11 protein-coding genes, 1 tRNA gene and 1 pseudogene are annotated in these 13,053 nt (G+C 37.4%); 4 read left to right on the top strand and 9 right to left on the bottom strand.

The genetic code is table 11. The annotated features are described in order from the left end of the window. Window positions 1–187: 187 nt before the first annotated feature. From PQG52_RS02745 to ssb, 8 genes are all read right to left on the bottom strand, one after another. A tRNA-Lys gene (locus PQG52_RS02745) sits at window positions 188–263 on the bottom strand. A 92-nt stretch (window positions 264–355) separates the two neighbouring features. Further along, complete coding sequence (locus tag PQG52_RS02740; protein ID WP_271800831.1) at window positions 356–838, bottom strand: peptidylprolyl isomerase; 483 nt, start codon at window positions 836–838, stop codon at window positions 356–358. A gap of 16 nt (window positions 839–854) precedes the next feature. Then, the gene (coaD, locus tag PQG52_RS02735) at window positions 855–1,391 is read right to left on the bottom strand and encodes a pantetheine-phosphate adenylyltransferase (protein ID WP_271827788.1); all 537 of its coding nucleotides are present in this window, start codon (window positions 1,389–1,391) and stop codon (window positions 855–857) included. Window positions 1,392–1,399: 8 nt separating this feature from the next. Next, window positions 1,400–4,168 carry a DNA gyrase subunit A gene (gene gyrA / locus PQG52_RS02730; protein WP_271827786.1) on the bottom strand — a complete coding sequence of 923 codons (2,769 nt, stop codon included), beginning with the start codon at window positions 4,166–4,168 and terminating at the stop codon, window positions 1,400–1,402. A gap of 400 nt (window positions 4,169–4,568) precedes the next feature. After that, window positions 4,569–4,742 (bottom strand): TRL domain-containing protein, encoded by a 174-nt coding sequence (locus PQG52_RS11445; protein WP_408869535.1) that lies wholly within the window; start codon window positions 4,740–4,742, stop codon window positions 4,569–4,571. A 178-nt stretch (window positions 4,743–4,920) separates the two neighbouring features. Then, a complete protein-coding gene (locus PQG52_RS02725) occupies window positions 4,921–5,385 on the bottom strand; it encodes a YhcH/YjgK/YiaL family protein (protein ID WP_271827785.1) in 465 nt (154 codons plus the stop codon). Between the two features lie 12 nt (window positions 5,386–5,397). Continuing rightward, entirely contained in the window at window positions 5,398–5,625 is a 228-nt protein-coding gene (locus tag PQG52_RS02720; RefSeq protein ID WP_271827784.1) for a hypothetical protein, read from the bottom strand. Window positions 5,626–5,767: 142 nt separating this feature from the next. Beyond that, a complete protein-coding gene (gene ssb / locus PQG52_RS02715; protein WP_271788986.1) occupies window positions 5,768–6,280 on the bottom strand; it encodes a single-stranded DNA-binding protein in 513 nt (170 codons plus the stop codon). Between the two features lie 527 nt (window positions 6,281–6,807). On the opposite strand from ssb, the gene uvrA reads away from it, so the two are divergent. From uvrA to PQG52_RS02700, 3 genes and pseudogenes are all read left to right on the top strand, one after another. Next, on the top strand, window positions 6,808–9,687 hold the full coding sequence (gene uvrA, locus PQG52_RS02710) for an excinuclease ABC subunit UvrA (RefSeq protein ID WP_271827783.1): 2,880 nt from the start codon (window positions 6,808–6,810) through the stop codon (window positions 9,685–9,687). Between the two features lie 30 nt (window positions 9,688–9,717). After that, window positions 9,718–10,545: pseudogene (locus PQG52_RS02705) on the top strand (EcsC family protein). Window positions 10,546–10,568: 23 nt separating this feature from the next. Continuing rightward, the gene (locus PQG52_RS02700) at window positions 10,569–11,132 is read left to right on the top strand and encodes a hypothetical protein (protein ID WP_271827782.1); all 564 of its coding nucleotides are present in this window, start codon (window positions 10,569–10,571) and stop codon (window positions 11,130–11,132) included. 340 nt (window positions 11,133–11,472) lie between these two features. On the opposite strand, the gene PQG52_RS02695 is transcribed toward PQG52_RS02700, so the two are convergent. After that, a complete protein-coding gene (locus PQG52_RS02695) occupies window positions 11,473–12,198 on the bottom strand; it encodes a hypothetical protein (protein ID WP_271827781.1) in 726 nt (241 codons plus the stop codon). Between the two features lie 93 nt (window positions 12,199–12,291). Between PQG52_RS02695 and PQG52_RS02690 the strand changes: the two genes are divergently transcribed. Further along, entirely contained in the window at window positions 12,292–12,993 is a 702-nt protein-coding gene (locus PQG52_RS02690; protein ID WP_271827780.1) for a GNAT family N-acetyltransferase, read from the top strand. Window positions 12,994–13,053: the final 60 nt, after the last annotated feature.

Here is a 13,053-nt window from a genome sequence, read left to right as displayed (position 1 = left end):
TTTGATTATAAATACCGCTTGAAACATGAAGAGGGAAAGTAAAAATATGAGGGATATAGATGATACAACCTATGGTTGTAATTACGGTTTTAAAATTCAACTTATAATGTATTAATTTTTCTTTACTAAAAAATAATAATGATATATAAATTGATTTATCAAAACTGTTCAAGACCAATAATGATCTTGGTGAGCCGGGAGGGATTCGAACCCTCGACCATTCGATTAAAAGTCGAATGCTCTACCAACTGAGCTACCGGCTCTTCTTTTTTGAACCGCTTGTATCAAGCGATGAACATTGAAATAGTGGTTATTTAGGTAGAAGTCAACCACTATTTTCACTTTTTTTAAAAAATTATTCGTTAATAACTGACATTTTAATAATGCGATCTGGATCGTTTACCATACCATTGGCACCGCCACCGCGTTTGATTTGATCAACAAACTCCATCCCTTCAATAACTTGTCCAACAATTGTATATTGTCCATCTAAATGTGGCGCATTATCAAACATAATAAAGAATTGGCTATTGGCACTATTCGGATCCATTGTCCGAGCCATTCCAATCATGCCTCTGTGAAATGATTCGGCCTTTGTGAACTCTGCTTTCAAATCTGGTAGATCACTTCCTTTGGTTCCTGTTCCACTTGGATCACCACCTTGAGCCATAAATCCTTCGATAACGCGGTGGAAAGGCGTATCATCATAAAACCCTTGCTGAGACAGGGTTAATAAGCGTTCCGCGGCTAATGGTGCCAAATCTGGACGTAATTTAATTTTGACTACACCGTGTTTTAATTCCATTTGAAGCATTTTATTTTGATCTGTATTCGTCATTTTTTATTTCCTTAAATTATGATTTAAATTGATTCGCAAATTTACGAAGAGTCGCTTTTGGCACAAAAGATGAGATATCTCCTCCTAGGCGACCAACTTCTTTAACAACACTAGAAGCAATACTACGATTCTGTTCAGTTGCAACCAAGAAGAGTGTTTCAATATCAGGAGCCAAACGTTGATTCATCAAACACATTTGAAACTCCATATCAAAATCGGTTGCTTGTCGTAATCCTCTAATAATCACACTAGCATTATATTCCTTAACGCAATCAACCAGCAAATTATCGAATCCAATCACTTTAATCGCACAGTCTTTATGACCAAGTATCCGACAAGATTCTCCAAATTCCTCAATTAACGCTTCATGAATACATTCTACTCGCTCCTGAAGAGACCATGTAGGACTTTTGTTCGCATTTAACGCCACGCCGATAATCAACTCATCTACCAAACCAACAGCTCGCTTGATAATATCAAGATGACCATTGGTGATGGGATCAAACGTACCTGGATAAAAACCAATTCTTGTTGTTTCTTTATGATGGACCATCCTATGACTTATACCTCATCATTTTCTTGACCTTCAGCAACCTCGATTTCTTCACCTTCTACGGAATCATCGATGACCGGGAAAACACTACTAACGGTTTCACCTTCGTCAATACGGAACAAGGTTACCCCCATACTAGTACGAGAAGTAATACGAACTTGATTGACAGGCACACGAATTAAACGACCTTTATCGGTAACCAGCATCACATCCGTATTATCCAACACAGCAAAGGTAGCGACAATTTCTGTTCCATTTCGACCGGCTAGGTTCATATTTGATAATCCCAATCCGCCACGACCACTGACACGATAATCATAAGCAGTTGAGCGTTTACCAAAGCCAGCATTCGTTACTGTTAGTAGGATTTCTTCTGTTTGTTGCAGCTCGGTTAAACGTTCTGTCGTTAATTCTGTTTCTGCACTGCCGTCATCTTCTTCAGTGTCAATAGTTTCTTCGATTTCTTCTACTATTTCCGCATTTTCTGCACGGCGTTTCGCATTACTATATCGAATGTAAGATGTTCTTTCGGCAACAGATGCATCGACATGATTTAAAATACATAAAGACATCACTTCATCATCATCAGCTAAACGAATACCACGCACACCGGTACTCGCGCGACCAGCAAAAACACGAACTGTATCATCTGTAATTTGGAACCGAACAGCACGCCCTTTTTTAGAAGCCAAGAATATATCTTGCCCTTCATGACAGGTTGCAACCCCGATTAAACGTTCGCCTTCATCCAATTTCATAGCAATCAAACCAGAAGAGCGAATATTACCAAAATCACTCAATCTGTTTCTGCGAACGCCCCCTTTGGAGGTTGCGAAAACAAGATAAAGATTTGGCCACAATTCTTCATCCTGAGGAAGTGGTAAAACCGCAGTAATTTCATCACCACCAAGATCAGGTAACAAATTCACCAATGCGCGACCTTTGGAAGTTGGGCTGGCTTCTGGCAAATGCCAAATCTTTGCACGATATGCTTTCCCTCCAGAAGAGAAGAAAATTACCCATTGATGCGTATGTGCATTGAAAGAACGGGTAATGATATCATCCCCTCTTCTGCCCGCACCTCTACGACCACGACCGCCTCTGTTTTGAGATCTAAACGCTTCCAAAGGCGTACGTTTAATAAAGCCATCTCTGGTAATCGTCACCACCATTTGACCAGGTTCAATTAAACTTTCGTCAGTTTGATCGCCTTCATAATCCACGATTTCAGTCGCACGAGGACAACCAATTTCTCCACGAACTCGTAATAGTTCATCGCGCATAATCTCCATACGACGAATATGGCTAGCAATGATTTCTAATAATTCTTCAATCCGTTTAGAAACTTCAATCAATTCACTTTGGATTTTTTCACGTTCCAAGCCCGTTAAGCGCTGTAAACGAAGTTCTAAAATACCACGAACCTGAGTTTCACTTAAATAAACGCGCCCACCTTCAAGAATATTCCCATCATCTTGAATAAGGTCTAAATAAGATTGAATATCTGCTGCTGGCCAAGAACGTTGCATTAATTGTTCACGGGCGGTTGCCGCATCGGGCGCTGAACGAATTAACGCAATCACTTCATCAATATTAGCAACCGCTAGCATCAACCCAAGCAATAAATGTGCACGGTCTCTTGCTTTATTTAGTTCAAATCTTGCACGACGTAAAATAACTTCTTCACGGAACGTGATAAATGCAGTTAACGCATCCTTGAGACCCAATAACTGAGGTTTACCATTATTTAGTGCCAACATATTGACACCAAAGGATGTTTGTAATTGCGTAAAGCGATAAAGTTGATTTAAAACAACATCAGGCGTTGCATCACGTTTGATCTCGATGACAATCCGCATTCCTGAACGATCACTTTCGTCACGAATATCGGACACACCTTCAATTTGCTTAGCCCGCACCAACTCTGCGATTTTCTCTTGTAACGTTGCTTTATTAACTTGATAAGGGATTTCAGTAATAATGATCGCTTGGCGATCTTTACGGATTTCTTCAACATTCGCACGACCACGTATCAACACAGACCCGCGACCTGTAGCATACGCACTGCGAATACCCGAACGCCCAAGAATAATACCACCCGTAGGAAAATCTGGTCCCGTTACAATTTGCATTAACTCTGTCAAATCCATTTCAGGATTTTCAATTAAGGCTAAAGCCGCATCAATAATTTCTGTTGGATTGTGCGTTGGAATATTCGTCGCCATCCCAACCGCAATCCCAGACGCACCATTAATCAACAAATTAGGATACATCGCAGGAAGAATAACAGGTTCTTCTTCTGTTTCATCATAGTTTGCTTGGAAATCCACCGTATCTTGATTGATATCTTCAAGTAGGAAAGTAGCTGGCTTCCCCAGGCGTGCCTCGGTATAGCGCATCGCTGCAGGAGAATCCCCATCAACAGAACCAAAATTACCCTGTCCATCGACTAAACGAACCCGCATCGACCAATGTTGTGCCATACGCACCATTGCATCATAAATGGATGAATCGCCATGGGGATGATATTTACTCATCACATCCCCAACCGCACGTGCTGACTTGCGGTAAGGTTTATCAGCGGTCAAACCGCTTTCAAACATAGAATAAAGAATACGGCGATGAACAGGCTTTAACCCATCACGAACATCTGGCAAAGCACGACTGACAATAACTGACATAGCATAAGCCAAATAAGAGGTTTGCATTTCCTCTTCTACAGTTACAGGAACAATATCAGTCAACGGAGGAAGGGTGTTTTCTGGCAAATCGGTCAAGGTAGATCCAGTATTTAATTACAATTATAATAAATTAAAATTTCAAAGACTGATCATAACATTATTATAAAGCAACTATATATAAATTTGATACTTGTAACACTATTATCGATGCGAACAACTAGCTATCAAGTTATATAAATACTCTATATAAAAAACGATCATTTACAGCCATTAACTATAATTTTTTTAGAAGAAAAAAACAAGTAAGACTTCATTAATTTAGAGATTAACACCGTAATCTTATAGAGTGTTTTACTAATTATCATCAAAAGTAAGAATATAACTTAAAAATAAAAAATTTTTGTTGATTAAAATCGTAAAGTTGACCTTTTTGAAAAATCAAAAACTATTCTAATAGTTTTTGATCTCTTTATTTTACTATCTAATCACTATAAGCTTAAGTTCGTCTTTTGTAAAAGATTGGTGTAAACCCTTTACTTACACTATCGACAGTTGACGCTTTTGCGATCCCACCATTTATTTTTAAAGTGGCCATGGAAGCATCACCCAAAGACAAAAGGATAAATAAATGCTTAGAGCAAAATTCTCCAGTTTTTTGACAAAGCCATATCAGGAGTTACATTAATAAGATCTTTAACACCAAAACCTGCTAAAAGAGCGGTCACTCATATATTATTTATTCAAACCTCGTGCAAGGAGAAAACATTTAACTTTAAACAAATATAATATGAGTTTAAAATATCGATCAAAATATCTTCAACAAAGATTTGTAATATATCGTTGGCAATCTATATTTCACTTACGGCGATTTTAACAATAACTTTTCGAATAGAAACTGGTTCTTGCAAACAACAACAAGGTCTATGAATATCTTGTGGAAATAAAATAAGATAACTACCTGGAAATAATTCAACCAACGTTTCGTGTCTTACAGAGTCGTAAAACTGAATATCTTTTCCTGGTGCAAAAGGTCGATAAATTGGATTATCCATGGTATTGATACTAACACCAATATACTCTGCGCCTGAAATTAAATAGTGAATATCAATATATTTCTGATGGCTTTCTGGCTTAGATTCTTCTTTGAAGTGCGTTACTGTATCCACAATTTCGGCAAAAATTCTATCACCATCTATGTCAACTTTTCCAGGTTTAATTTGTAGTAAATCTAAGGCTTTTAGGAATTCTAGTCCCTGCTGTATAATGGGTGGTAAAGGGAAAGTCGCTTCATTATTAATATGACCCAATATCATGTATGATTGTCCTTATAAATCATCATTATCCTCTAAGAGTTTGTCTTCCTCACCAAGAATTTTGGGTTTGCTGAGTAAACAAAATAAAGCACTAGGAACTGATAACACTAAAAGCCCAGAGCCAATTGTCCAAGCCCACGACTTATTAACTAATGCAAAGAAAAAACCATTTCCAATTCCTGATGACGCGCCAACTGCGAAGATAAGATCCGTATATCCCCAACATATCATACCAGTCATTATCATAAAAATTGTGACGGTAATCAATTTTTTATGCGAACTTCTTCTATATTTGGATAAGAGCAAAATAATAAAGATAAATGCCAAAAAAAGGATTACCATAAACATATTATGTATGTTCCAAAGTTCTTATAATGAATACTTAGAATGGAATTTCATCATCTAAATCATTATTTCCTGGCATAGAAGAATCCCAACCACCGCCAGATTTATTTTGTGACGGCGAAGACATCGCTGGACGTGAGGTCGGTGCCATCGGTGCAGAGGCTCCATATTCATATCCCATATCATCACCACCGCTACGATTGCTATCCAACAACACCAACTCTCCACGGAAACGATCAACCACAACTTCGGTCGTATAACGCTCCATTCCTTGTTGATCTGTCCACTTGCGCGTTTTCAGTTGCCCTTCAATAAAAACTTTGCGACCTTTACGTAAATATTTTTCTGCAACATCTGCCAAACGTTCATTAAAAATAACGACACGATGCCATTCTGTATTTTCTTTGCGTTCGCCTGTTTGACGGTCATTCCAGGTATCACTGGTCGCTAGTGTCAAATTAACCACTTTGGTACCCATCTGAGTTGTTCTGACATCAGGATCTTTGCCCAAATTCCCAACCAAAATTACTTTATTAACACTGCCAGCCATTGTTTTTACCTTAATCACAAATATTTTTAATTTCGTATATCGTTTATATATTTACTCTTTTTTCATGTCTAAGCTCAAGTTTTTTATTTAGACTACAAATAGAAACTTTCTGCAAAATTAGTACATACCGTTTTAAATAATACTTTAAACATATAATCTATCCCTCTTTGCTCAATGATACCTCTATTGTGTTCTTCATTACAGTGTCATTAATCGAAACTCTATTGACATAATATTCTTACTATAAGCTTGAAACCCAGTTATCATTACTTAACTGAATATAGATACAACACATTGTCTTCATACCCGATTGCCCCATAATTTTTAATTATAGAAAAATTATAAAGCTTATAACCCTACTCACAGCTCAATTTTATTAACAATATACAATTAAAATCTTGCCTAAAATTGATCACTTATCACCATAATATGTTCCCATTCACCTATTCTTTTATAAAAAACCTTTAAAGAGACTAAAATATTATCTACAATCGTAACGTACATCATCAAGAGCAATAAAAAACATCATGAATTCAAAGCAAGTTTCTCCCCTCACCACTCTGGTTGTCAAAGGGGCAAAAGTACACAACCTTAAAAATATTGATGTTAATATTCCAAAGCATCAATTAACGGTTATTACGGGATTATCAGGTTCAGGAAAATCCTCCTTGGCATTCGATACGATTTATGCCGAGGGACAACGCCGTTATGTGGAAAGCCTTTCTGCATACGCACGTCAGTTCTTAGAACTCATGGGAAAACCTGATGTTGAATCCATTGAAGGATTGTCCCCTGCAATCTCGATTGAACAAAAGACAACCTCTAAAAACCCACGGTCAACGGTTGGAACGATTACTGAGATTCATGATTATATGCGTCTGCTTTGGGCAAGAGCTGGCACACCCTATTCCCCCGCAACAGGATTACCAATTGAGGCTCAGACAGTCAGCCAAATGGTGGATCGTGTTATGGAGTTACCAGAAAAAACACGCTTGATGTTATTGGCACCTGTGGTTCGCGCCCGCAAAGGTGAGTATAAAAAAGAATTAGCAGAACTGCAACGCAAAGGATTTACTCGCGTCAAAGTTGATGGCACTTTGTATGATATTGATGACGTTCCAAACTTAAATCGCAAAATTAAACACACGATCGAAGTCATTATTGATCGTGTTGTTATCAAAGAGGACATCGAAGGACGACTAGCAGATAGTTTTGAAATTGCCCTTGCCTTATCTGATGGGTTGGCAAGTGTTGAAGAGGTCTTGCGCGATGGAGAAGAAAAACAACCTCTTACTTTAAGTTTTTCTGCACGTTATTCTTGTCCAGAAAGTGGATTTACCCTCGAAGAAATTGAACCACGCCTTTTCTCTTTCAACGCACCACAAGGCGCTTGTCCTGCTTGTGATGGAATTGGCACTGAAAGTTTTTTTGATCCGCAACTCATTATTCCCAATACAACTTTAACCCTTCAAAAAGGCGCTATCCTTCCGTGGAGCAACAGCTCTCTTCCATATTATAAACAAGCGCTGGAAAGTATTGCCCGTCATTTTAAATTTGATATGGACACCCCATGGGAAAAGATCCCAGAAGCTGTTCAACAGATTATTTTACATGGATCTACCGAAGAAATTCCCATTACTTATCACGATGAAAAACAATCTTATACGCTGAATAAACCGTTTGAAGGGGTTATTCGCAACCTTGAAAAGCGTTATCATGCAACAGACAGTATGTCTGTTAAGGAAGAGCTCAATAAATATCGTGCTGATTATCCTTGCCATACTTGTCACGGTGCACGATTAAAACCTGAGGCTTTATGCGTTAAAATTGATAAGAAAAATATCGCTGAGATTTCAGAATATCCTATTCAACAAGCATTAGATTGGTTTTCAACAGTCGAAGAAACGCTAACGCCACAAAAGGCAGAAATTGCACATCGTATTTTACGTGAAATCATAGAACGCTTACATTTCCTAAATGACGTTGGGTTAGATTATTTAACACTTTCCCGTGGTTCAGCTACTTTATCTGGTGGTGAGAGCCAACGTATTCGGCTAGCCAGCCAAATTGGTTCTGGATTAACAGGAGTGCTTTATGTTCTGGATGAGCCATCCATTGGATTGCATCAACGGGACAATGAACGCTTATTAGGCACTTTGGAACGTCTTAAAGGGCTAGGAAATACACTTATTGTTGTTGAGCATGACGAAGATACCATCAAAGCTTCTGACTATTTAATTGATATGGGACCTGGTGCAGGTATTCTTGGAGGCAACGTCGTTGCTATCGGGACACCAGCAGAAGTCGAAGCAAATCCAAAGAGCCTTACAGGGGATTATCTTAGTGGTAGGAAATATATTCCCATCCCAAAAAATCGCCGAAAATTTAACAAAAAACAACTTCTAACCCTTGCTGGTGCAACAGGGAATAATTTACAAAATGTTACTGTTGATTTCCCATTAGGAACTTTTATCGTTGTCACTGGTGTCTCTGGCGGTGGGAAATCGACTTTAATTATTGATACGCTTTACAAAGCCTTGTCTCGCCAACTTATGAAATCGAACATGGTTCCTTCCCCTTATAAAAACATCAAAGGGTTAGAGCATCTTGATAAGATCATTGATATTGACCAATCCCCCATCGGGCGTACACCAAGATCAAATCCAGCAACTTATACGGATTTATTCACCCCTATTCGTGAATGGTTTGCGGAGCTGCCTGAAAGTCGTGCCAGAGGCTACAAACCTGGACGTTTTTCCTTTAACGTCAAAGGGGGACGATGTGAAGCATGCCAAGGTGATGGGGTTATCAAGATTGAAATGCATTTCTTACCCGACATGTTTGTGACTTGTGATGCCTGTAAGGGTGCAAGATATAATCGAGAAACTTTAGAAATTAAATTCAAAGGACATTCTATTGCGGATATTTTAAATCTGTCGGTTGATGAAGCGGTTCCTTTGTTCGAAGCAGCGCCTCGAATACGTGATCGTCTAAATATCTTAAAGCAAGTTGGTTTGGGTTATATTCATTTGGGACAACAAGCAACCACCCTTTCTGGAGGGGAAGCACAACGGATTAAACTCTCTAAAGAGCTTGCCAGACGCGCTACGGGAAGAACATTATATATTCTGGATGAACCTACAACGGGACTGCACACCGAAGATGTTCGGAAATTACTAGAAGTCCTTCATGCTTTGGTCGAGCAAGGTAACACTATCATTGTCATCGAACATAACTTAGAAGTCATCAAAACCGCAGATTGGGTCATTGACTTAGGTCCTGAGGGCGGAAATGGTGGTGGACAAATTGTCGCCACTGGCACCCCAGAAGATGTTGTCAAGGTTAAAAAAAGTTACACGGGACGTTTTCTCAAACCTATTTTAGAGAAGAAACATTATCTAGAATGAGATAACGTTTTTAACCAGATAGAAAACAACATGAATATTCACAATCAATATGACAAAGATGCTTTAATTGAAATCAACCAATGGAAATATAAGAAGCCCAATCTGTTTAATAATACTTTAAAATTACTTCATTCACCCGTGAATTATACAAGTGATTTGATCCTTAAAACACCGATTGTTGGGGAAATCTTACAAGAAGTGATTAAAGGTTTGTTATCAATGAATGGTCTTCTTTCTATTTGTAATAAAGGGGCCCAATTTTCAGTTCGACATAATAGTATCTTTCGCGAATATCGTGAAAAAGGTTTTTTACAAATTCAAGAACATGTCCACATACATCACTTAAATTTAAATGATGTTGATACAGTAGTTGGATGGCTTGGTGCAAAATATAAAAGTCTATCAACCGCAGAAGGTGCTGCCACGGGTGTCAAAGGGTTTGCTGGACTTGCTTTTGATATCCCTGCACTCATTTTCATGAATCTAGGAGCGGTTGGAGAATATGTCACCTATTATGGCTATGATATAACAAAGCAAGAAGAACGAATATTTTCTTTATGTATCCTGAGCCTTACAGTAGCAGATGATATTGAAAAAGAAAATGTTTTAAGAACCCTATCAGACCTTGTAAAACAAATCAAAGCACAACCTTTATAGGAACCTTTAAATGACGATGCGTTTTCTGAAATAATTCACGATATCGCCAAATCTTTAAGTATTAAAATCACTAAAGCAAAAATAACGCAAACAATACCTATATTGGGGGCAGCAATCGGCGCAGGATTTAATGCTTATTTTACAAACAGAACTTGCGAAGCCGCTTATTATCTTTACAGAGAACGATTTTTAATGGAATAATATGGTATTCGAATCATTTCCTGATGCCACTGTTAGAAAAAACCATGTTAATCGACAAGTATTTACCTTATTATCAGTTCAATGAGCAACATTCGATTATTGTTGATGCAGCTGCTCACACAGTTCTGACAAATGCCATTAAGTATAACACTCAAGAAGATTTCTTTTATAGAATTGCTAAATATTTACGAGAATTACCTCACAAGATTTTAAACTATAGATCCCATAAACCCGCAAAATCGTTTAGTATGAAACGATTTACGGTTCTTGAAAGCAACAAAGAAGAAATTGTCTATGGTCTATTGGGTCGTTTTTGGGAACTTAATTATGGATTAACGCCCTACGAAAATACAGATGAATTTTTAGCCTTCAATATGCCGAAATCAGCAAAGCTTGTTTTAAATTTCCACGTTACTTCGTTAAAAAACTGCAAAACGTTATTATCTACTGAAACAAGAATATATTGCACAGATAAGCACTCTATGTATCAGTTTACTTGTTACTGGTATATTATTCGAATTGTCAGTGGAATCATCAGGCGTAGAATGCTAGAGGCCATTGCAAAAAAATCGATCATGAGCAGTTAATCAATATTTATGTAAAGTCTTTCTTATAATGTTTTCATTATTCACAATCACTTTATTACCCATAATTGTAATAATTGCTTTATTACATTGATTATCAAGATTTTCTATAGCAAGAATAAAAGCATCACTTTTGCTGCCCTACTCTCGATAATATTTGATGTAATTTTTTTGGCTTTCGGCGTTGTTCCTATTTTAGGTGCGCTTAAGAGTATTTCAGGTAGTGGACAATATCAAGAACCCTATCTCCCAATGATCTTTCTGGGGATGAGCTCTATTTGTTTTCTTGTCATGATACTCCTTGCTATCATAAGCTTTTGTAAACGGTAATTGTCGCTACCGATTAAGAATAATATTCCAACAAATACACTATGTCCTTTTTACTATTCCAGAAAATGAAATTGGTTCCCCCATTAATCACGGATAAAAACTCATATTTATCCGTTTCACCAATCATCATTTCTGGGGTTAAATCATAGTTAAATTTCAGGTTATATTGTCTGTTCATAAAAAATTCTTCAACAGCCTCATTATCTGAAATAAATTCTAATACATCAAGATTACCCCAAGATTTGGTCATAGACATTAATGTTTCAAACCTCTCAGTCCTCTCCCAGTTCAACTTTACCATCTGATATCCATAAAAATCACTGATATAAGTTTCTAACTTCATCTTGATGACTTCATCTAGATCCAAAGCGAGTATATAATCCTCTACTTTAATCTTTTGTTGATAATAACGATCTTTATTTAATAACCAATCTTGTGATAGCTTTTCATATAACTCTGGAACCTCTTGATAATCTTCAAAAATACTGAGATTCCCCAAAAAATCATATTGACCATTTTGATTTCTTGAAAATCCAAAAAAACTTAACTCAGCATTTTGCTGGCATTGTTCCTCGTCATTAAACAAACCAGGCACAGCAATCATATGAAATATCTGACCCTCATGGTTAAAAGAAAATAACGGAAAGAAAAATGCTTTTAACAATTCAGGATTTACAAAAACTTTTGTAATTTCTGGGTATAATTTGTCAATGACTTTTGGGATAATGCAAGCAGACATTTTAAAATCTTTCTTTTATAAAATTATTATACAAGATGATTTTTTCATCATATCATAAAGACTTTCCTCGAAACGAAATTATTGTAAACAAACATGAGCTACTTTAACGAACTTAACCAAGCTGTCGGTGAACCTTTACCTGACTGGAAACCAAGACCTCTTCCTCAACGTGTTATGCTACGAGGGAGAACATGCTGTTTGGAACCTCTAAGTTTGGATCATGCAGAGGCCTTATATGCAGCTTATCAACTCTTTTCTGACGATGGACATTGGACATGGTTACCCCGTGAACCCGATAAAACAATCGAAGAGTATAAGAGATGGGTCGCAAGTGTAATTACGTTAAATGATCCACTTCTTTTCGCGATTATTGATAATAAGTCCAATCAACCTGTAGGGACATTCTCATTAATGCATATTGATCCTGAAAACGGTACAATAGAGGTCGGACATGTACATTACTCACCATTGTTAGAAAAAACTATTATGGCAACCGAAGCGCAATGGCTTTTAATGAACTATGCTTTTGAAACACTTGGTTATCGTCGATATGAATGGAAATGTAACAGCTGCAACGAACCTTCACGCAAAGCAGCATTGCGGTTGGGCTTTCAATACGAAGGACGCTTTAGACAAGCTGCGGTCGTCAAAGGTCATAATCGAGATACGGACTGGTTTTCTATAATAGACAAAGAATGGCCAGCGATTAATCAAGCCTTTCAACACTGGCTATCTCCTGATAATTTTGATCAAGATGGCAAACAAAAACAATCGTTACAAGCGTGTCGGATGTAAAATTTATACGCTTGAGAAGAAGTCAATTGTAGTAAATCAAATTGACTTCTAATTCTGTTT

It is taken from the genome of Commensalibacter communis (assembly GCF_947179105.1).
Classification (GTDB): domain Bacteria; phylum Pseudomonadota; class Alphaproteobacteria; order Acetobacterales; family Acetobacteraceae; genus Commensalibacter; species Commensalibacter communis.
Note: the sequence above shows the minus strand (reverse complement) of the source record. Positions and strands in the feature narration are given on the sequence as shown.

What these genes read in the sequence shown, in the direction of transcription:
- PQG52_RS02740 (WP_271800831.1), bottom strand. Translation starts at nt 838, where the DNA reads ATGACGAATACAGATCAAAATAAAATGCTTCAAATGGAATTAAAACAC.
- PQG52_RS02725 (WP_271827785.1), bottom strand. Translation starts at nt 5,385, where the DNA reads ATGATATTGGGTCATATTAATAATGAAGCGACTTTCCCTTTACCACCC.
- ssb (WP_271788986.1), bottom strand. Translation starts at nt 6,280, where the DNA reads ATGGCTGGCAGTGTTAATAAAGTAATTTTGGTTGGGAATTTGGGCAAA.
- PQG52_RS02700 (WP_271827782.1), top strand. Translation starts at nt 10,569, where the DNA reads ATGCCACTGTTAGAAAAAACCATGTTAATCGACAAGTATTTACCTTAT.
- coaD (WP_271827788.1), bottom strand. Translation starts at nt 1,391, where the DNA reads ATGGTCCATCATAAAGAAACAACAAGAATTGGTTTTTATCCAGGTACG.
- PQG52_RS02690 (WP_271827780.1), top strand. Translation starts at nt 12,292, where the DNA reads ATGAGCTACTTTAACGAACTTAACCAAGCTGTCGGTGAACCTTTACCT.
- PQG52_RS02695 (WP_271827781.1), bottom strand. Translation starts at nt 12,198, where the DNA reads ATGTCTGCTTGCATTATCCCAAAAGTCATTGACAAATTATACCCAGAA.
- uvrA (WP_271827783.1), top strand. Translation starts at nt 6,808, where the DNA reads ATGAATTCAAAGCAAGTTTCTCCCCTCACCACTCTGGTTGTCAAAGGG.
- PQG52_RS02720 (WP_271827784.1), bottom strand. Translation starts at nt 5,625, where the DNA reads ATGACTGGTATGATATGTTGGGGATATACGGATCTTATCTTCGCAGTT.